Below are 20,914 nucleotides of genomic sequence, written 5' to 3'. Positions count from 1 at the left end.
GGGGCGACCCGTGGGTCACCCCCTCTGTAGAATCAGATGCAAGGGGATTTCTTGAAGCCCTCCGCAACACGGTTCGGCTCCTCCCATCGGTTTTCGCCGTCCCCGCGGGGCATGACGTCCGCCTTCGGATCGGAGCCTCTATGGGCAATTGTTGGCTCAAGAAATATGGCCTTGCATCCGTCTCCGTGAACGTTAGTGCGGCTTCGGGTTCGCGGCAAACCCCGGTGGCGCACACAGAACCGAAGACCCCGGTGGCGCGCGGCGGTCGGCGACACCATGATGCTTCCGAACCTCTCCCCAACGGAGGCGCCATGGCCCGCCGACCCTCTCCGCCACGTTCCGTCGCGTCGCCACAGGAGGTGACGGACGAGCAACTCGACGCGTACATCCGCACGCGCCTCGCGCTCGCGGGCATCGATCTCTCCGTGCTCCCCGAGGACGATGAGGATACGCCGGCGGACCAACGCCGCATCATGGCGTCCGCGCGGCGCTTCCTGAGGTCGACGCCCGGGGCGATCGCGGACTTCGAGTTCGACCCCATGGGGCCGGCGCCGGCCATCTACCCCGCCGAAGTGAGTGCCCGGAACCGTGGGTGAGCTGAACCGGCGCCGTTTCCTCGAGCGGATGACGGCGCTGACCGCGACGGCCCTGGCGGCCCCCTCGACCCTGGGCGCGGTCTCCAGCCGGGGATCCGGGAGTGGAACGCGCTCCCCGGGGGCAGACGGAGCGCGTCGCCGGGCCGTGGCCGGACGCCTCGGCGAACCGGACCTTCCGCCGGCGGGCCGTCCGCAACCCGCGGACCCGACCGAACTCACGCTCGCGGAGGCGGCGCGGCTCCTGCGCGACGGCGACGTGGGCGCGGTCGAACTCGTCGAGGCGTATCTCGCGCGGATCGGCCGGTGGGAGCCCCGCTACCAGGCGTTCAACACGGTGGTTTCCCGGACCGCGCTCGAGGCGGCCCGTGCCGCCGACCGGACGCGCGGGCGGGGGCCGCTGACGGGCGTGCCGCTCGCGATCAAGGACAACTACTTCACGGCCGGAGTCCGCACGACGGCCAACTCGTTCATCTTCGAGGACTTCGTGCCGGACTTCGACGCGACCTCGTGGGCCCGGCTTCGGGACGCGGGCGCGATCCTGCTCGGCAAGACCCAGATGGGCCCGCTCGCGACGACGGCCGCATCGACGCCCACGGGGGAGCGCACAACGGTGAACGCCTGGGCTCCGCACCAGGACGATGTGAGCCCGGGCGGGTCCTCGAGCGGATCGGCGACGGCGGTCGCGGCGCGCATGGCGGCCTCGAGTACGGGGACGCAAACCGGCGGCTCGATCACGAACCCTTCGAACGCGCAGGCCCTGACGGGCATCAAGCCGACGATGGGCCGGGTCTCGCTGCACGGGATCCTGCCTCTCACCTATACGCGAGACCACCCGGGCCCGCTGGCCCGGGACGCGGTCGACGCCGCGCTGATGCTGCAGATCATGGCGGGACCGGACCCCGCGGATCCCCGGTCGCTCGGCCTCCCGCCGGTTCCGGACTACCTGGGAACGGTACGCGAGAACGCCGGCGCGCTCACGCATCCGGAACGCGGGGGGGCGGTGCGGATCGGCGTCCTGCCGGGCTTCCTGGACGAGCCCGAACCGCCGGAGGATCCCGCGCCCGACCCGGACCCGGACATCGACCGCATCGGGAGTTCGTTCCCGCGGCGCGAACGCACGCAGGCGGCATACCGCCGCGAGGTGGCGACGGTGGAGGCGCGGCGGCGCATGCTCGCGACCCTCGAGGAAGTGGGGGCGGAGATCGTCGAACTCGACTTCTCCACCCACTGGGAGACGCTGACGAGCTTCAACTTCAACAACGTGCGGCTGCCGGAGCGCTCCGAGATCTTCCTCGAACACCTGCGGGATGACGTGAGGAAGTTCGGCGTCTCGCTCGCGCCGTGGATCAACGGACTCCTCCTGCCGGCGGCGGAGTACGTGCGGGGCTCGCGGGCCCGGCTCGTCCTCCTGGAGGAGATCCTCGACGAGGTGTTCGGCCGCTGCGACCTCGTGACGCAGACGGCGCCCTTCCCGTTCGACATGGTGGGGCTGCCGCTCATCGGCTTCCCGATCGGGTTCGAGACCGAATCGACGGGATACCCGAGACCCATCGGGGGCATGTTCGGCGCGGAGCCCTACGCGGAGCACCACCTGCTCGCCGTCATCGCGGCGTACCAGCGCACGACGGACTGGCACCTGCGGCGTCCGGCGGACCCCGGAGACCTGCGGCCCGCCGAAGGCGACGGGGACGGCCCGCGCGGCGGATCCGGCCGCCGGGGCGGCCGGACCCGTTCACCGGGGCGCTACGATCTGTTCGACGTCATGGAGCGAGGCGAGTAGGGCCACGCCAGCAGTCACCACGCGATGCCGTAGTCGTCGCCGTGGTGGCTCGAGCCGCCCCAGAAGGCGTCGTTCTCCCAGTCGAAGAAGATCGCGTTGATCGGCCCGGACGTGCGCTCCGAGAAGGTCAGGTCGTACCCCATCGACTCGAGGGCGGAGCGGATCCAGGGCGGGGTCGCGTCCTGCAGGAGCATCCGTCCCGGGCGCGTCTCGTGCTGGCCGAACGAGCCGCGCATCTGGAAGCTGTTCATGTTCGGCGCTTCGACCGCCTGCTGCACGTTCATGTCCCACTCGACGACGTTGAGGAAGAACTGAAGCAGATTCTGGTCCTGTCCGTCGCCGCCCTGGACCGCGAAGGAGAGGAAGGGACGGCCGTCCTTCAACGCCATACCCGGCGTGAGCGTGGCGCGCGGGCGCTTTCCGGGCTCGATCACGTTGTACGGGTTGTCCGCCTCGTCGAGCACGAAGCTCTGGGCCCGCTGCGATAGCCCGATCCCGGTCTCACCGGCGACGACGGCGGGGATCCAGCCGCCGGAGGGCGTGATGGAGACCACCCAGCCCTCGGCGTCCGCCGCCTGTACGGAGGTCGTGCCGAGATAGAAGTCATCGTCGAGTTCGGCGTGATCGCCCCGCGACAGTTCGACGCCCTGTTCCGTCGTGACCTCGGCCCGCGTTCCCCAGCGCTCGAGCAGATCGGCGAAGGGGTTCTCCTCCCCCTGGAAGGGATAGGGATCGCCGGGCCCCGCGTTCGGATCGTTCCGGTCCCAGTCGATGGTCTCGAGCCGGGCCCTCGCGTAGTCCTTCGAGAGAAGTCCCTCGATCGGTTCCGCGGGGGGGAAGTAGGGGTCGCCGTAATAGAAGTCGCGGTCGGCGAAGGAGAGGTTCATCACCTGGTAGAGGGCGTGGAGGTAGTTCGCGCTGTTGTATCCCATGGCCCGGAGGTCGAGTTGCTCGGCCATGTTGAGCGCCTGCAGCATGACGGGGCCCTGGACCCAGGTCGTGAGCTTGTAGACGTCGATCCCCTTGTAGTTGGCGGTGACGGGTTCCTCCAGGTAAACCTGCCAGTTCGCCATGTCCTCCATCGTGATGAGCGCGCCGGCCGCCTGCGCGCCCGCAACGAAGTCCGCCGCGATGTCGCCCCGGTAGAAGGCGTCGTAGGCCGCGTAGATCGCCTCCTTGCGGCTTGCGCCTCCCGCCAGCGCCGCAGCTTCGGCTTCCACGAGCCGTTCGAGCGTCCGCTTGAGGCCGGGCTGCCGGAAGATCTCACCCTCCCGCGGACCCGGGTTCTCCGCGTCGTCCGGGTGCGTGAAGTACACATCCACGGACGACGGCCACTGCCGAATCTCGTCCACCGTATTCCGGATGCGGCGCGCCGCGTCCGCTTCGATCGGGTATCCGTCCGCCATCTCGATCGAGGGCTGAAGCACGTCGGCGAGGCTCAGGCGGCCCCATTCGGCGAGCATCGTCATGAGCCCGCCGGGCGTGCCGGGGGTCACGGCCGACAGCGGACCGAACTCGGGCGGGAAGTTGTCGTGGCCCTCCGCACGGTAGTGCTCGGGGGTCGCGCCGGTGGGAGCCACCCCGAGCGCGTTGACGCCGATCACGCGCTGTTCGCCGGGGTGATAGACGAGCGCCTGCGTCTCCCCTCCCCACGAGAGCACGTCCCACATGGTGGAGGTCGCGGCGAGCATGGCGGCGGCCGCGTCGACCGCGTTGCCGCCCTGGTGGAACATGCGCGCCCCGGCGGTGGCGCCGAGCGGCTTGCCGGTGATCGCCATCCAGTGCCGTCCGTGCAGGACCGGCTTGGCCGTGCGCTGGGCTTCGACGACGAGGGGCAGAGCCAGAAAAAGCAGGGCCGCGAGCGCGACGCGGGGCGTCCGCACCTGGCGGGGCGAGCGGGAGCCGAGAGCGACAGACATCATGGAATCCTCCGGGTAGGGACCGAGCGAGCCGACAGCCGAATATGGACCCCGCCATGCGCGTGGCGAAAGCCGGGCCGAAGCCGACGAGTCGGCTGCTAGCGCCGGCGGCGGATCCCTCGCCTGAGGGCGGTGGGCTCGGGGCGCTCGACCTCCGGCTCCTCCGGGGGCGGCGGCTCCACCTCGGGCTCGAAGCCGGGGACGACACGGCGCTCGATCGTCTCGCCCAGCAGACGCTCGATGGCTCGGATCTCGACCCAGTCGCTCGCGGCCATGAGCGTGACCGCGTCGCCGGTGTCGTCGCCGCGGGCGGTGCGGCCCACGCGGTGCACGTAGTCTCGCGGATCTTCCGGCACGTCGAAGTTCACGACGTGGCGGATGCCGCGGATGTCCAGGCCTCTCGCGGCCACGTTCGTGGCGACGAGGACGCGGATCGAGCCCTCGCGGAAGCGCCGCAGCGCCTTGTCGCGCTGGTCCTGGTGCTTGCCGCCGTGCAGCCCCGCCACCGCGACCTCGTGCGAGCGCAGGTAGTCGGCAAGGTAGGTCGCCGTCACCCGCGTGCGGGTGAAGACGAGCACCTGTCCCTCCGGCCACTCGCCGAGCAGGTGGTGAAGGAGTGCGTGCTTCTGCGACCAGTCCACCGGATGTAGGACCTGGCGGATGCCCTCCGCCGCGGTCTCCCGACCCACCTGCACCTCTTCGGGATCGGTCATCAGCTGATGGGCGAGCCACCGGACGCCATCGGGCATCGTCGCCGAGAAGAGGAGCGTCTGCCGGTCGTCGGGCGTGTGGCGAACGATCTCCTTCACATCGTCTATGAACCCCATGTCGAGCATGCGGTCGGCTTCGTCGAGCACGAGCACCTCGACGCGGGACAGGTCCGCGTTCCCGCGCTTGATGTGGTCGAGCAGGCGGCCCGGGGTGGCGACGAGCACGTCGCACCCGAACGAGAGTTCGGCCTTCTCGGGCCCCAGCGGGGTGCCGCCGTGGACGACGACGGACTCGATGGAAGATGACGCCCCGTAGGTCATGATCGCCGCTCCGACCTGCTGGGCGAGTTCGCGCGTCGGCGTGATGACGAGGCCCCGCGGGGCGGCGGACGGCTCCGTGGCCGCAAGCCGTTGCACGGCGGGGAGGGTGAAGGCCGCCGTCTTGCCGGTGCCCGTGTGGGCGGTGCCGAGAACGTCGCGGCCGGCAAGAACGGCGGGGATCGCCTGGCGTTGAATCTCGGTGGGCTCGGCGTAGCCCGCCCTCGCCACGGCCTCGACGAGGTCGGAAGCGAGGCCGAGTTGGGCGAAGGGGTGCCCCTCGTCACTCACCGGCGTACCGTCTCATGAGGCGCCGGGCGCAACGAGTGGATCGCCGGAACGGCGGGCGTTTCTTCGAAAGGGGTATGATGACCGGACTTCGTTTCGCCATGGAATCGGACGGACGCCGGGTCCTCGCCCGGCGGAGCGTGCGCCGCCACGGTGGGGCGCGGGAAGTCGCTTCGCAAGACGGAGGAGGGGCCGCGGGGCCGACGTTTCTCCGCGTCGCGCTCCTGGCGTGCCTCCTGCCGGGTCTGTCGGCCGGCTGCCGGCCGGCCCCGGAAGGACCGCGGCGGGGCCGATGGCCGCCGGGCGAGCGTGCGCGTCGATGCGCGGGAGGCGACGCTGCGCATTCCGGGCGCCGCGGGGGCCGAAGACGTGCGCTTCGACCCCGACGTCAGCGTGCTCGCGACGGCCGTATTGCGGCGGCGCTGACCCGGGCCGGCTCCGGGCTGCCGAGCGTGAGGTCGCACGCCAGAAGATCGTCGTCCGTTTCGCGGCGAACCACCTCCCGCGCCGCGCCGCCCCGCACGAACACGACGGCGGGGCGTCCGACCCCGTTGTAGCGGCTCGACATCGCGAACACGTAGGCGCCCGTGCCCGGGATGGCGAGGACGTCGCCCACGGCCGTGTCGCCGGGCAGCGTCGCCGCCGGCGCGACCACGTCGCCCGACTCGCAGTGCCGCCCCACGACGCGAAACGTCCGCTCGGCCTCGCCGCGCGGGCGCGACGCGTTGAGCACCTCGTAGCTCGCCCCGTACAGCGACGGGCGCGGGTTGTCCGAGAGCCCGCCGTCCACGGCCAGCGCCTCCCCGGCCCCATCAAGGCGCTTGCGCGCGTGAATCGTGTACAGCGTGAGGCCCGCGTTCGCGATCACGGACCGGCCCGGTTCGACGATGAGCCGGTACGCGCCCAGCCGCGCCTCCGCGTCGGACCGGCGCAGGCCCGCCTCCAGCGCCTCGGCGTACTCCTGCGGTGAGGGAACCTCTTCCCCCGCGCGGTAGGGCGCCGCGAGCCCTCCCCCGAGGTCCAGCTCGACCGTCTCGGGAAAGCAGCGTCGCAACGGCGCGACGAAACCCACGGCCGCCTCCGCGACCCGGGCGAAGAGCGCGGGATCCCGAATCTGGCTGCCCGCGTGGATGTGGACGCCGGCCAGACGCCACTCTCCCGCGCCCGCGATCCGGCGCGCGACGGACGCCGCGACGGGCGGCGCCATCCCGAAATGCGTGCCCGGCCCCACGGTCCGAACCTTCTCGTGCGTCTCCGGCGTCAGGTCCACGTTCAGCCGCAGGAGCAGGTCGGGATGATCGTGGGATCCGACCGCGGCCGCGGCTCTGCGCAGGTCGTCGACCTCGTCCGGATGGTCGACGACGATCCGCCCCACCCCGTATTCGATGGCCCGTTCCAACTCGGCGGCCGACTTTGCGTTCCCGTGGAGGATGACGTCGCGCATCGGGAATCCGGCCCGCCGCACGAGTTCGAGTTCCCCGCCCGAGACGACATCCACGAGCCAACCCTCCCGGGCCAGGAGCCGCACGAGGGCCCCGCACAGGAAGGCCTTGCCGGCGTACGTGAGTCCGGCGTCCGTGCCGAAGGCGGCGCGAAAGCGGGCGAGGCGGTCCTGGAGGTGGCTTTCGTCGACGACGACGAGCGGCGTCCCGAAGCGGGCGGCGAGTTCCGTCACGGCGACCCCGCCGACGCGTCCGCCCCCGCCGGCCTCCGTCCATGAGACGGGCAGGACGTGCTTCACATCAGCGCGCCGACGACGGCGAAGCCCGCGGTCGCGATCCCTCCCGCGACGAGCGCATACGGAATCTGCGTGCGGACGTGCTCGATGTGATCGGTGGCCGACGCGAGCGAGGCGATGATCGTCGTATCGCTGATCGGGCTGCAGTGGTCGCCGAAGATGCCGCCCGAAAGCACCGCCGCCACGAAGGGGGCGGGCGGCAGGCCGAGGGCGTTCGCGAGCGGCACGGCCACCGCGAGCATGATCGCGAACGTCCCCCAACTGCTCCCGGTGGCGAAGGCGATCCCACCCGTGACGACGAACACCAGCGGCAGCAGTGCCATCAGCGGGAAGGTGTCGCCGACGATGCCCGCCGCGTAGAGACCCGTCCCCAGCGACCTCGTCACATCGCCCAGCGACAGTGCGAGCCAGAGCACGACCGCCATCCCGGTGAGCGCCCCCGCCCCCTTGAGACCGACGCGGCTCAAGCTCTCCAGATTGAGGGAGCGCTGGCCCAGGGCGAGGAGCCAGGCAAGCGCCAGCCCCACCAGCACCGCCCACAGCACGCTCGTCGTGCCGGAACCCTCCGCGATGGTCCCGCCGCCCGTGACCCACATGAAGACGGGCATGGAGACGACCATGGCCGCGATCGGAATCAGCATGTTGCGAGGCTTGAGCGCAACGCCCTCGGCCGGCGGCGGCGCGATCTCGTCCGGGTCCGCGAGCGCCACCGCGTGGTCCCAGTGGAGACGCCCGTCCCGCGTGCGCGCCTCAGCCTTCTTCATCGGGCCCAAGTTCCAGCCCCGGAAGGCGGTCAGGCCCGCGAGGATCAGGGCCGCGACGGCGTAGAGGTTGAGCGGAATCGCCACGAGAAAGACGCCGAGCGGGTTGCCCACGCCCTGCTCGGTCAGGATCCCCAGAACCAGCGCGCCCCACGCGTTGAACGGAATCAGGATGCAGACGGGCGCCGAGGTCGAGTCGACGATGTAGGCCAGCTTCTCCCGAGAGATGCGGAAGCGGTCGAAGAGGGGCCGCGACACGGAGCCCGCGACGAGGATCGTGAGATTCGATTCGATGAAGACGACGATCCCGATCAGCCAGGCCATGATCTGGGCGCGCCGGGCGTTCGTCACCCACCGGGCCTCCTCGACCCAGCGCACGAAGCCCCGCATGCCGCCATTCGCCTCCACCGTGGCGATGAGGGCGCCGATGAGGAAGGTGAAGACGATGACCCGCGCGTTGCCCGCATCGCCGAGCACGCCGATCGCGCCATCTATCGCCCCCGCGGCGCCCGCGGCCGGGTTCCAGCCCGAGAGAATCGTGTGTCCGAGCCAGATGCCGGCCGCCAGGGAGAGGAAGACCTGGCGGGTGTAGATCGCGAGCCCAATGGCCAGCAGGGGGGGAAGAAGCGAGGCGAAGCCGTACGTACCGACTTCCTGCAGAGCGATTTCGGCCATTCACGTCCTCCCGGGGTGTAGCGGCCGCGGCGGCGACTCAGCGCTTCGAGACCCAGCGGCTCCGTCGATCGTAGAACCTGAGGGGTCGATCCGCCGCGCGCGAGATCCCGATCCGCGTCGTCACGTGCACGGCCGCCTCCGGGACGGGCTCCCCCCAATGCAGGGAGAGCGGGGGATGATCGAGCCGGTGCCCCTGCATTTCGGGACCCACCCCGAGCGCCTGCGCGAGCCGGGCCGGACCGTTGGTGAGTTCGGCGCGGCCGCGGCGGCGGCGCATGACGTCGAGACCCTCGGTGGGCTCGACCGCTCGCAGGAGAACGCCGGCCGGGAAGCCCTCCGGTCCCGTGACCACGTTCAGAAGCCAGTGGATGCCGTAGTTGCGGTGGATGTACGCGGTGCCCGGAGGCCCGAACAGCGGCGCGTTCCGCGCGGTGCGGCCGATCCGCTCCGCCGCGTGGCAGGCGTCGTCCTCGGGCCCGGTGTAGGCTTCCGTCTCGACGATGCGGCCGGCCGTCCGCTCGCCCGCACAGTCGGAACGCACCGTGCAGCCAAGCAGCGCCCGGGCCACCTCGGCGGCGGGGCGGGAGAGAAAGTCGGCGCCGATCGGCCCGGATCCGGGATCCGGGCCGGCCGGGTCGTTCAGCTTTCGAGCTCTGCGCGCCGGGCCTCGCGAACCGCCTTCGCCCGACCTTCCGAGAGCACTTCGGTCAGTCGCGCCGGCTCCGAGTCGATGACCTCGAACACGCGGTCGCCGAAATGGTCGAACAGCACCTCCGCCGTCCGCTTCCCGACGCCCGCGTAGTTGCGGACCATGTGTCCGATGGGCCCTCCGGCCGGCTTCGAGGCCGGCTTCGAGGCCGACCTCGCGGTTCCGCGGGCCGACCTGCCCGCCCCTCCGGCCTTGCGGGCCGCCGGCTTGTCGCGAGCCGGGACGTCCGCGCGCTTCGCGTCCGGCTTCCTCTCCTCCGTGGCCGGCTCCTCAGCGGCCACCGGGCCGATACGAGGCGCATCCGCCTTCTTCGCCGCCCCCGCCGCGGCCGTCCGTCCGCGGGACCCCGACCGATAGCGCCCCAGCGTTCGCCGGGCAGGCGCCGTATCCCGGGCGGGCGGCTTCTCCTGGGCGGCCGGCCGGCTGTCCCGGACCTCCGGATCCTGCTTCGGCGCCGACGCCGCGGGCTCTCGCTTCGGTGTCTCCTTCTCGCGACTCGGCGAGGCTTGCTGTTCCCGCGCCTTCGGCCGGTCGCGGCGCTCGGCCGCCCGGTCACGTGGCTCAGCGGGCCGGCTCCGATCCGCCTGGCTCCGATCCGACCGGCCTTTTGCCGTGGCCTCTGCCTCCCGCGCGCCGGACGGGTCCTTGCCGCCGCGTTCGGACCGAGGCGGCTCCGCCTTGCGCTGCTGAGCCGGCTTCCTGGATTGACGTTGCGTGTCCGCACTGGCCGCCGGAGACGACGGCGCGCGCCGGGGCTCGGGCTTGCCGTGGGGGGTCGGCTTGCTCCGGGACGCCGGTGTGCTCGGCCGCTCCGCCTCCTTGCGGGCGTCCGGCTTGCTCGGGCCCGCCGGCTTGCTCCGAGCTGCCGACCTGCTCGGGGCTGCCGGCTTGCTCCGGGCGTCCGGCTTGCTTGAAGGCGCCGCCTCGCTGCGGGCCGCCGGCCCTCGCCGGAAGCGGCCGAGCGTCTTGCGCGCGGCCCGGGCCGCAGCGGACAGGGGCGACCGTCCACCCGCCTCGTCCGGGGTTGCGGCCGGCTCCGACGCCGCCTCCGCCGCCTGGCGCGCGGGCGCGGCCGGCGCGGCCACGACCGTCAGATAGTGATTGCCGTCGTCATGCCGCGACATCCGGACGACGCCGGCGTCGTGCGCCGCCCGCAGGAACAGGCTGAACTTGCTGAAGCCGAAACTGCCCTCATCGAAGGCCGCGTCGTGCTGCAGCAGCTTGCGCTTGGCCATGGAATCGCGGACCGGGGCGCCGTCCCGCGAGAGTTCGGCCACCGCGCGCCTCAGCGCTTCGTAGGCACCTTCGAGGCCGACGGCCGAGGCGCCCGTCGTCTTGGCTGTCGTCTTCGCTGCCGTCTTCGCCGGTGGTTTTTCGGTCTTCGCGGGTGCGCGCCCTTCCGAGGTCTTCGGGGCGGAGGCGCGGCCGCGGCCGGAACCTCCGCGGCGGCCGCGCCGGCTGCGGCTCCGGGCCGTCGAGGTCTCCCTCCCGGAGAATGCCGCGTCGGCGGCCGCCGACGATCCCGACGACGATCCCGACGACGATCCCGACGACGATCCCGATGGCGCGCCGGACGGCAGGCCGATGTCGTACTGGCCGTTCTCCCGCTTCTGCAGCACGATGCGATCGCGCTTGGCGGCTTCGCTCAGAAACCGGTTGAAGCGGGAAAAACCGGCCGTCTTCTCATCGAAGCCCGGGTCCATCTCCAGCATCACCTGCTTCAGGCGATCCGACCGCATGACGTCGCCGCGCTCGGCCATGCGCGCGACGGCCCTGCTCGTCAGCTCCCACGGGTCGTGCTTCACGGTCTGGATGTCGTCGGCCGACGTGAGCCCGGACAGCCGGTTGTAGCTGTAGTACTCGTCGCAGTTCTGGACGAGGATGTCCGAAGTGGATTCCTGGAGCCCCACGCCGATCACGTACTTCCCGTACTCCTTCAGCTTCAGCACGAGGCTGGAAAAGTCGGAGTCCCCCGACAGGAGGATGAAGGTTCCGATCTCCGGGCGCGTGAACACCAGTTCGAGCGCGTCGATCGCGAGCCGGATATCGGTGGCGTTCTTCTTCGACGACCCGTAGGCGGGCGCGAAGATGAGATCGACGGAGGACTCGGAGAGCGGCACGATGTACTGGGGATAGCGTCGCCAGTCCGCGTACGCTCGCTGGACGGCCACCTTGCCGTGGATGATGTCCGAATCGAGGAGGTTTTGGAGTTCCTGTCCCAGGTTGGACCGGATCCCCATGGTCACGTTGTCGAAGTCGATGAGAAGCGCCGCGGCGCCTGCCATATCGGCGGGGGGGCGCCGGTGAGGCGCCCGCGTGTACATGTCGTTCATGTCCTCTTGTTCCGTTCGTTGCCGCGAACGGCCCGGTGAGGCCCCTCTGCCTCGCCCCCGGTGGCGGGGGGGATGGTGAGAGGGGTCTACGAACCGCCGTTCGCGTTCTCGCCGATCCGGCCGCGGGCCTCTTTGCCCGGCGACCGCCGCGGCGATCAGTTCTGTTCGGCCTCGGCGCGCACGATGCGGGCCAGACTCACGCGGCGCGCTTGTGCGCTGGAGGCCTCCGGAAGCTCATCCAGAAAGTGAATGAGATCCGGCACTCTGTGCTCTGCCAGAGATTCGTGGCAGAAGTCGCGGATTTCGTCGGCCGTGATCAGGGCCCCTTCGGCGGTGATCACGCAGGCGCAGATGAGTTCGCCCAGCACGTCGTTGGGGATCCCGAGAACCACCGCTTCTTCCACCGCGGGGTGGGACCGGAGCTGCGCTTCGATTTCGGCGGGGTGAACGCTGTTACCCCCGCGAAGAATCACGTCGCTCAGGCGGCCGACGATATGCAGGTAACCCTCGGGGTCCACCATCGCAAGGTCGCCGGTCTTCAGGAAGCCGTCTTCGGTCATGGTCTTCCGGGTCTGGCCGGGCTGGCGGAAGTACCCGTGCATCACGTTGAAACCGCGCACGGCGAGTTCGCCCACGGACTCATTGGGGAGTTCCCCGCCGGCCTCGTCAAGCACCCTGACCTCGACCCCCTCGAGCGGCCGGCCCACCGTGTGGGCCCGCTTCGACTCGGGATCCGACCGGGTCGTGATCGACACCGTGGGGGAGGTTTCCGTGAGGCCGTAGGCACTCTCCAGATCGGGGATCAGGCGACGGCGCGCGTCGCGCACGAGGTCGTCGCCGACCGGTGCGCCGGCGATGACCCCGGTGCGCAGCGAGTCGGGCCGGGCCCGGCCCCGTTCCAGCGCCCGCAGCATCATCACGAACATGGTCGGGACGCCGTGAACGACGGTCGCTTCGTGCTCCCGCGCGAGCGCCAGCGCGCCCGTCGCGTCGAAGGTCTCCTGCAGCACGAGCGTCCCTCCCGTGCCGAGCGTCGTGAGCAGCGCGGTGAGCCCGAAGATGTTCGGCAGCGGGACGACACAGAGCGTTCGATCGTCGGCGTCCAACTCCAGCCGCGCGGCGGTCGCGAGAGCGGTCCGCACCAGGTTGTCGTGCGTGAGGACGACCCCTTTCGGGGCTCCGGTCGTCCCGGGCGTGTACAGGATCGCGCAGGGGTCGCGGCGCGGGTCCACCTCCACCGGGGGGACCTCCCGACCGCGGCCGCTCGCGACGAGGTCCTCGAACTGGAAGATCCGGTCGTCGTACCAGAGGTCCTCCTCTCCGACCGTCACCACGTACTGAAGATCCGGCAGCCGGGTGAGGAGGTTCTCGAAACGCTGGAGATAGTCCACACCGTTCCAGGTCTCCGCCGTGATCGCGACGGCCGCCTCGGAGTTCCGCAGCGTGAAGCGCAGTTCGCGCGCCGAACAGTTCGGACCGATGGGCACGAGGACGGCGCCCGCTTCCGCGACCGCGAGGGTGGAGATCACGAATTCGGGCCAGTTGGGCAACTGGACCGCGACGCGGTCCCCCGGCTCGACCCCCAGGTTGTGGAGCCCCACGGCGAGGGCGCGCGCCTGCGCGGCAATGCGGGAATAGCTCCACGACTCGCCCCCCGCCCGTATGCAGGGCGCGTGCGGGCTCAACTCCGCGTGTCGGGCGAAGAGACCGGCGACGCTGAGCGTGGAGGTCGGGGACGGTTCGGCTGGCATCACTTCCGACAATTTCAAACGCCCGGGGCCGGCCGTAAAGCCGTCGCGAGCGCTTGCCCGAGATCTTCCTCGCCGAGAGCGAAGCTGTGCCGTCCATCCGCGTCGGTGGCCACTTCGCCGAGCCGCGCCAGGAATACGCACCGGACCCGGTCCCGACGCGCCTTCTTGTCCTTCGACATCGCGCCCCGAATCTCGGTTGGCTCGCGGTCGGTCTCCCAGTCGCCGTCGAGCCCGCACGCTTCCAGCAGCACGGCAAGCTGTTCGGAGGTTCCGCGCTCGGTGACCCCGAGCAGTTCTCCCAGACGCGACTCGACGCGCATGCCCGCGGCGACGGCCTCGCCGTGGAGGAGCTTGTAGCCCTCGAGCGCCTCCAGCGCGTGGCCCACGGTGTGTCCGAAATTCAGGATCTCGCGGCGGCCGCGCTCCAGCGGGTCATCGCCGACCACCGCCGCCTTGTGCCGCACGACGCGCTCGATGAGTTCGGCGGACGCGTCCGGGTCGCCGTTCGACAGCGCCGAAGACCCGCGCACCATCCAGTCCCAGAGCTCCACATCGAGAATCGCCGCCGTCTTCACGGCCTCCGCCAGCCCGGCGCAGCGCTGGTGCCGCGGCAGCGTCTCCAGTACGGCGGGGTCGATGAGCACGGCCGACGGGTGATGAAAGGCCCCGATGAGGTTCTTGCCCGCCTCGGTATCGACCCCCGTCTTTCCCCCGACGGAACTGTCCAGCATGGCCAGGAGCGTCGTGGGAATCTGAATGACGGGAACGCCGCGCATGTACGTGGCCGCGACGAAACCGGCCAGATCGCCCGCGACGCCGCCTCCGAGCGCGACGACGGCGGAGTCGCGGCCGAACCGCGCGTGAAGCATGCGATCGCTCAGCGCGGCCCACTGCTCCCGGCTCTTGTTCCACTCGCCCGCCGGAAACGGGAACAGGTCGGCGGCGAGGCCGGCATCCTCCAGGCCGGAGACGACCCCGGCACCATAGAGCCGCGCGACCTGCGAATCCGCGATCACGGCGTATCGGTGCGCCGGCGCGTACTCCCGGCAGACCGACGCCGCGTCACCGAGCAGGCCCGGTTCGATGTGAATCGGGTAGCTCCCGCCTCCGGCGGCCCCGACCTCCAGAGTCCTACGGCTCATGAGCCTCCATCGGCAGCCTCCGTCAGACGCAGCTCCGTGACCGTGACGCCCTCCGGGTCCGCGGCGGCCGCCAATTCGGCGACCGAGCGCCCGAGCAACGGATGTCGCCAGGCGCCGGCGACCTCCGCCAGCGGCAGGAGAACGAAGGCCCGTTCCGCGAGCGCGGCGTGAGGAATCGCGAGGCGCGGCGTCTCGACGACTTCGTTCGCGTAGAGAAGGATATCGAGATCGAGCGGGCGGGAGGAGTATCTCGGCGCGTCCGGGTCGCGGCCCGCCCGCGCCTCGAGGTCCTTGAGCGAAGCGAGCAGCGCGCCGGGCTCGAGACGGGTCCAGCCGACGCAGCAGGCGTTCAGGTACGCAGGCTGGTCGAGCCCGTAGGCGGGCGCGGTCTCGTAGACCCTGGAGAAGCGGGGCTCGATCAGCACCATCCTCGCCAGACGCCGCGCGGCGACGCGCAGATGGTCGATGCGGGAACCCAGATTCGACCCCATCCCGATGGCCACCTCCCGCAGCGAAGCGTCGATGCCGGAGGAGGGTCGGCCGGGCCTCGTCAAGGCGCGCCGGGCACCCGAATTGCTAGCGACTCTCCGGGAGGGCCGGGACGATGTTGTTGCCCGGATTCGTGTTGCCCGGCTCGTCGAGCGCGGTGTCTTCCATCGAATCGACGTTGGGAACTGTGGGCCCGACGTTGAGGTCCACACACCCGGTCGCGGACGCGCCCGCCAAACCGATCAGGACCGCGCATGTCGCCAGGAAGTGCGTGGCTCTCAGTCTCATGTATGCCTCTGGTGCTTGCTCAAGTCCGTCTTCCGTCGCCGAAAGCTAGCGCGGCGGACAACCGCCGCACAACGAGGAAACGTCCGAAGTCCGCGATTTCTGACAACTCCCGATCCCGGACGCAAAGAGGCCACCGGGACGGACCCGGTGGCCTCTTTCACCCGCCCGGGGTCGCCCGCAGGCCCCCCGGGACGGAACACTCCGCCGAAAACGCTATCGCACCACGAGGTCGGCGTTTGCCGCTCGCGTCTCCCTCGCGAGACTCCTCTGGAGACGTTCGAGCGAGTACGCGGCACGCTCCAGGGCAGCGTTCAGACTGCCCGGCACGATCGACGGTGGAATCGGATTCCCGGCCGAACTCGGCTCTCCTCCGCCGAACGTGTAGATGTCCCGCTGCAGGACCTCGAGATCCGCGGCCGGGATCGGCAGTTGCAGCGCACTCCCCGCCGGCATGATGTCGTTACGCCGGCCGTGCCAGAACTCGAGCCCTCCGAACACGTTGAACACGTTCTCGAAGTGCTCGAACCACATCGCGTCGCGCAGGTTCCCGCAGCGTCCCTGCACGTCGTACCGCTTGCGCGGCGTGCACTCGCCGTCCGCGTTCGATGGCACCGCATCCGTCGGGTTCGACGGCGCGGGCGGCAGGCCCGCCTCCATGCGCGTCTTGTTCACGATGTCCGCGGCGGCCCCGAAGTTGCCCATGCGGTAGTGGGCTTCCGCGACGTACGTGTCCATCTCCTGGTGCGTCATGGACTCCATCTCGCCAAACTCGCAGCGGCTGCAGCTCAGCGTGTAGTCATCGTACCGCGAGTCGCCGTAGTGAGACTGCCGGTACGTCCCACGCTCGGGCCGGAAGATGATCGTGGCGTTGTACCGGTGGCGCGGACCGTACGAGGCGGCCGAGGGACTCACGGGCTCGCCGAGCGTGCCGGTCTCGTTCACCGCCGGGAACCGCTTGTCGTCGCCGAACGCCATCTCCCGCGCCGTCCGCTGTTCCGTCGGGAACGTCAGCCAGTCCTGGTACTGGCCACTCTGGTCCGCCATGCCGACCCAGTCCATGTGCATGCGGTGCCAGGTGTTGTTCTCCTGCATGAAGATCTTGATGCCGCTCCACCACGGGGTCCCGGACGAACGGTCCTGGCCCATGACGACGAGTTCGCGAATGCCGTTCTCGGCATCCGAGATGACCTGGCCCCAGTTTACCCCTGCGGCCTCGGCGTCGGTTCGTGGCAGGTTCGCGGCGCAGCGCGCCTTCCAGCTCACGAGGTAATCCGCGAACTGGTTGTTGTCCCACGGGTTCCCGTTGATCCAGGTATCCGGGAGCGTGAACGAAGACGACCGGGCGGCCGCCTCCGCCTCATTCAGCTTGTTCATGGCGTACTGATACACCGCGTTGTAGTCGACGGTATCCAGCTCGCCCCCGAGATCCACCGTCTCATCGACGATGAAGGCCTGATCGTACCACAGCGCGAGCAGGCAGTTCAGTATCGCCTGACTCGCGACCGCGAACGTGCGGGCACGGACGTTCCGCTCGCCGCCGGGGCCGATCTCGAGGCCCTCATCGAGGGCCCGGATCCCGTCCGACGCGGCGGAGATGCCGCCGTAGGCGTCGCCCCAGTTCGCCTCGAAGACGTACGACGGGCTGTACGAAGCCGAGTTCGGCAGCGGCTCCCGGGGCTCACGACCGAGGTCGTTCATCCCCATGTTGCCCCACGTCGCCGTGTGGCGGCTCGACATGTGGTTGAAGGCGAAGTTCGCGTTGTTCCAGTAGTGCCCGATTTCCCAGACCTTGAGATAGGAGCTCGCGATGAGCGTCTCCACGTCGTCCGGGCCCGCCAGGGCTCGCGTCCGGTCCGGCTCGTTGAGGTTGTCGACCTGCAGGTCGCAACCCGTAAAGCCGACCGTCAGCGCCAGCGCGACGGCGGGCAGCGTCAGCTTCCTTTTCATGATCCCTCCATTACTCAATGCCGTGTCCGTCCGACCCCCTTCGGCGGAAGGGTGTCAGAAGACCAGCTCCGCCGAGAAGGTGAACGTCCGGAAGTTCGGATAACCGAAGCTGTCGACGCGGTTCAGGGTCGCGCTCCCGACCTCCCCGCCGTCCCGGCCGACTTCGGGATCGTATCCGCGGTAGGCCGTGAAGGTGAACAGGTTGCGCCCGATGGCGCTCAGCGTAACCCGATCGAACACATCCCCGAACACGGACGAGGTGACCGACTCCGGCAGCGTGTAGCCGAGCGACAGCTCGCGGACCTTGAGCCAGTCGCCGTCCTCGCGGAACCAGGAGTTGTCCGACCCGACGTTGTAGATGACCGAGGCGTAGCCCGTCGGCTTGTTCAACTCGAGCGGCTTGCCCGTCTGGTCCACATCCTCGCCGCGCAGTTCGCGAAGCGCCCACTGCGCCGTGTTGTTGTAGATCGAGTGACCTACGGACGACTCGAGGAGCGCGTTCAGACTGAGGTTCCTGAACCGGAAGTTCGTCGCGAACGACGCGCTGAAGTCCGGCGTCGTGTTCCCGTACGGCAGGAAGTCGGTCAGCCGGCACTTCTCCTCGTAGTCGCCGGGGTTCTTGGCGATGCAGGCCGGCGAGTAGTCTTCGACGAAGAACGGATGCCCCCAACGGTACGTGCGGTCGCCGTCCGGCGTGGACACGGTCCCCTGAGTGCCCCACAGCTTCTTGCTGAAGCCCTCGGTGTAGTCGTCCGCTCCGGTGTAAACGAGGAGGCCGTCGTCGTTGATCTGGAAGTTGGCGTTGCAGTCGGAAGCCGACACGCCGACCGGCGACAGATCCGCGCAACTCGTGGCCAGCACTTCGCCCCACAGCTCGCCCAGCGGACGACCCTCGGAGACGAAGAAGGTCCCTACCGTGTAGTCGGGGACGTCCAGACGCGTGATCTCCTGCTTCGTCTTGTCCCAGTTCAGCCGGAACTGGAGGCCCATGTCCTGCGTGTCGATCGCGGCGTAGCGCAGCGACACCTCGTACGTCTGCGCCGCGATCTCGCCCGCGTTCTGCCACTGGTTCGAGAAGCCGACGAACGCCGCCTGCGGAACCTGCAGCAGCTGGTCGTCCGTCGTCTGCCAGGCGTACGTCAGGTCGAGACCCAGGTTCTCGAAGAACACGAAGTTGATCCCCGCCTCGCGCTCTGTCGTGAACTCCGGCTTCAGCGCGCGGTTCCCGAGGTTGATCGGGAAGATCGCGCCCTGCGCGACGCCGAACGTTTCGTACTGGGCGTAGAAGTTCGGGCGACCGCCGGCCGTGCCGAGCGAGAAGCGCAGCTTCAGTTCGTCGATCGCGTCGATGTTCCAGAAGTCTTCCTGCGCCACGCGCCACGCGACCGAGCCGCGGTAGTACGTCTGCCAGCGCTCGTCCGGCCCGAACAGCGACGAGCCGTCGCGACGGATCAGGCCGTCCAGGATGTACTTGCCCTGGTAGTCGACGCTCGCGATCCCGAACAGTCCCTCGGCCTTGATCGACCGGACCTGGTTGTTTCCGCTGGTCTCGCCGATGATGGCGCCGAAGTTCGGCACGTCCTGCACCGAGAACCGGCTGCCGAACACGCCGTTCGACTTGAAGCTCTGGTCTTCGATCAGGTAGCGGGCCTTCCCGCGCACGGTCACGTCGCCGTCCATGAACGTCTGGCTCGCGCCGAGCGTCACGGAGGCGTTGATCGCCTCATCGGTGAAGTTGAATTCGCGCAGGCTGCCGCCCGTGAGTTCGCCGGTGCCGCTGGCGCTGGACGTGCGCTCGTTCTTGGGCCGGATCGTGTAGTCCCGGAAGTCCGTCCGGTCGAACGAGGCGTTCGCCTCGAGCGTCAGCCAGTCGAAGGCTGCCGGCGAGAAGTTGAGGTCCACGGATCCCATGGACCGCGTCCGCTTGTCCCGGCTGGTATTGACCGCGAGCAGGTAGAGCGGGTTGGCCTCGATCGACTGCGGATCCGCGTTGATGTCGGGGTACCCGTCGAACGACGAGACCTCCGTGAGTTCGATCGCGGGCGACATGAAGGTGAGTCGGGAGAAGGCCCCCGTTGAGACGGCCTTGTCATCCTGGTCGGAGCGCGAGTAGAAGCCGCTTGCCGCGATGTCCAGGTCGCCGAAGCGCGTGTCGACGTTCAGGCGCACGTTCTGCCGCTCGAAGCCCTCGTCGTCGGGAACGCCGACGTCGAAGGCCGACAGGCCCTGCGCGACGCGGTCCGCGTTCAGCGTGGCGAGGTTGTCGATGCACTGCGAGCAACTCACGACGCCGGCTTCGCGGAACTGGTCCACGCTCACGCGGAAGCTCGACTCGCCGAACCGGCCCGTCACCGCGCCGTAGATGTCCATCGTCTCGCCGGGATCGAAGAACGTGTCCATGTGGTCGAACAGTTCGCCCGGAAACGCCTGGTTCGCGAACGCGGTGGATGTCGTTCCCGGCTCGCCGACGTTGATCTGGTTGTAGAGCAGGGCCGAGCCGAAGCCGGCGCGGTTGAGGTCCCGGAAGTCGACCTCGCTGCCCTGCGAGTCGATGAACTTCGTCCCGGACGCGTTCATCGTATACGGATGCGAACGCACGAGGCCGATGTCACCGACGAGTTGGCCGAGACCGTACTCGCCGCGCGCGAGGATGCTCAGCGAGTTCGTCTGCAGACCCGTGCCGCGCTTCGTCGTGATCTCGATCACGCCGTTCTGCGCCCGCGAACCGTACAGCGACGCCGCCGCCGCTCCCTTCACGATCTCCACGTGGTCGATGTCCAGCGCGCCCACGTCCGAAAGCGATGCGCCCTCGGACTGGATCACGCCGTCGATTACGATCAGCGGCGACGTGCTCCGGCCGCTGGAGTTGATCGACGTCGGACCGCGCAGCATGATCGAGGCCGGCTGGCCGGGCTGGCCGGAACCGGAGACGACCGACATGCCCGCCGCCTTGCCCGCCAGCAGCGAGGAGGCGTCGGCCGCCGGGACCGGCAGGTCCTGCGCCGACAGCCGCTCCACCGTGAACGGGAGCTTCACCGCCGGCGTCTCGCCCACCACCCCCGTCACGACGAGATCCTGGAGACGAAGGGCCGTCTGCTCAACGGCGAAGTCCGCTGAGGCCACCTGGCCCGACGCCACCGTCACCGTCTGCGACAGCTCCCGGTAGCCGATCAGGCGGACCGTCACGGTCTGCTCGCCCGCCGGCACCCCTTCCAACCGGTACGTGCCCTCCGGACCCGACAGCGTACCGATCACCGTTCCCGCAACGAACACCTGCGCGCCGGCCACCGGGGCCAGCGACTCCGCATCGGTCACCGTCCCCGAGACCGCTCCCTGAGCGAGCAGCGGGGCCGCGCCGATAAAGAGCCAGGCGCTCACTGCCGTGGCGGCCAGCGCGCTCGCGCGCCTCCGCCGTCCTGACAACCTGAACAACATGGATCACTCTCCTGTGGCGGTGAGATCCGTTTGTG

At 69.8% G+C, this 20,914-nt stretch carries 14 protein-coding genes; 2 read left to right on the top strand and 12 right to left on the bottom strand.

Going from position 1 to position 20,914, the window contains the following annotated elements:
- Positions 1 to 311: 311 nt before the first annotated feature.
- Both RN743_RS11250 and RN743_RS11245 read left to right on the top strand, forming a co-directional pair.
- On the top strand, positions 312 to 596 hold the full coding sequence (locus RN743_RS11250; protein ID WP_310779945.1) for a hypothetical protein: 285 nt from the start codon (positions 312 to 314) through the stop codon (positions 594 to 596).
- The gene (locus RN743_RS11245; RefSeq protein ID WP_310779944.1) at positions 589 to 2,376 is read left to right on the top strand and encodes an amidase; all 1,788 of its coding nucleotides are present in this window, start codon (positions 589 to 591) and stop codon (positions 2,374 to 2,376) included. The genes RN743_RS11250 and RN743_RS11245 overlap by 8 nt, the downstream gene beginning before the upstream one ends.
- A gap of 14 nt (positions 2,377 to 2,390) precedes the next feature.
- Here RN743_RS11245 and RN743_RS11240 read toward each other — a convergent pair whose 3' ends face one another.
- From RN743_RS11240 to RN743_RS11185, 12 genes are all read right to left on the bottom strand, one after another.
- On the bottom strand, positions 2,391 to 4,298 hold the full coding sequence (locus RN743_RS11240) for a gamma-glutamyltransferase (protein WP_310779943.1): 1,908 nt from the start codon (positions 4,296 to 4,298) through the stop codon (positions 2,391 to 2,393).
- A gap of 95 nt (positions 4,299 to 4,393) precedes the next feature.
- Entirely contained in the window at positions 4,394 to 5,614 is a 1,221-nt protein-coding gene (locus tag RN743_RS11235) for a DEAD/DEAH box helicase (protein WP_310779942.1), read from the bottom strand.
- A gap of 385 nt (positions 5,615 to 5,999) precedes the next feature.
- On the bottom strand, positions 6,000 to 7,352 hold the full coding sequence (gene lysA, locus RN743_RS11230; protein WP_310779941.1) for a diaminopimelate decarboxylase: 1,353 nt from the start codon (positions 7,350 to 7,352) through the stop codon (positions 6,000 to 6,002).
- Positions 7,349 to 8,785: a Na+/H+ antiporter NhaC family protein gene (locus RN743_RS11225; protein ID WP_310779940.1), complete on the bottom strand. Its 1,437-nt coding sequence runs from the start codon at positions 8,783 to 8,785 to the stop codon at positions 7,349 to 7,351. The genes lysA and RN743_RS11225 overlap by 4 nt, the downstream gene beginning before the upstream one ends.
- A gap of 37 nt (positions 8,786 to 8,822) precedes the next feature.
- Positions 8,823 to 9,389, bottom strand: a complete 567-nt coding sequence (locus RN743_RS11220) for a DNA-3-methyladenine glycosylase (protein WP_310780002.1) — start codon at positions 9,387 to 9,389, stop codon at positions 8,823 to 8,825.
- A gap of 35 nt (positions 9,390 to 9,424) precedes the next feature.
- Entirely contained in the window at positions 9,425 to 11,827 is a 2,403-nt protein-coding gene (locus RN743_RS11215; RefSeq protein WP_310779939.1) for an NYN domain-containing protein, read from the bottom strand.
- A 155-nt stretch (positions 11,828 to 11,982) separates the two neighbouring features.
- Positions 11,983 to 13,578 (bottom strand): class I adenylate-forming enzyme family protein, encoded by a 1,596-nt coding sequence (locus RN743_RS11210; protein ID WP_310779937.1) that lies wholly within the window; start codon positions 13,576 to 13,578, stop codon positions 11,983 to 11,985.
- Positions 13,579 to 13,592: 14 nt separating this feature from the next.
- On the bottom strand, positions 13,593 to 14,720 hold the full coding sequence (gene aroB, locus RN743_RS11205; protein WP_310779935.1) for a 3-dehydroquinate synthase: 1,128 nt from the start codon (positions 14,718 to 14,720) through the stop codon (positions 13,593 to 13,595).
- Complete coding sequence (gene folK, locus RN743_RS11200) at positions 14,717 to 15,274, bottom strand: 2-amino-4-hydroxy-6-hydroxymethyldihydropteridine diphosphokinase (RefSeq protein ID WP_310779933.1); 558 nt, start codon at positions 15,272 to 15,274, stop codon at positions 14,717 to 14,719. The genes aroB and folK overlap by 4 nt, the downstream gene beginning before the upstream one ends.
- 22 nt (positions 15,275 to 15,296) lie before the next feature.
- Positions 15,297 to 15,497: a hypothetical protein gene (locus RN743_RS11195; RefSeq protein WP_310779930.1), complete on the bottom strand. Its 201-nt coding sequence runs from the start codon at positions 15,495 to 15,497 to the stop codon at positions 15,297 to 15,299.
- A 213-nt stretch (positions 15,498 to 15,710) separates the two neighbouring features.
- Positions 15,711 to 17,444 carry a hypothetical protein gene (locus RN743_RS11190; RefSeq protein WP_310779928.1) on the bottom strand — a complete coding sequence of 578 codons (1,734 nt, stop codon included), beginning with the start codon at positions 17,442 to 17,444 and terminating at the stop codon, positions 15,711 to 15,713.
- Positions 17,445 to 17,498: 54 nt separating this feature from the next.
- Entirely contained in the window at positions 17,499 to 20,879 is a 3,381-nt protein-coding gene (locus RN743_RS11185; RefSeq protein ID WP_310779926.1) for a SusC/RagA family TonB-linked outer membrane protein, read from the bottom strand.
- Between the last annotated feature and the right edge of the window lie 35 nt (positions 20,880 to 20,914).

It is taken from the genome of Candidatus Palauibacter scopulicola, assembly GCF_947581915.1.
Lineage (GTDB): Bacteria > Gemmatimonadota > Gemmatimonadetes > Palauibacterales > Palauibacteraceae > Palauibacter > Palauibacter scopulicola.
This window is presented reverse-complemented; position numbering and strand designations above follow the sequence as displayed.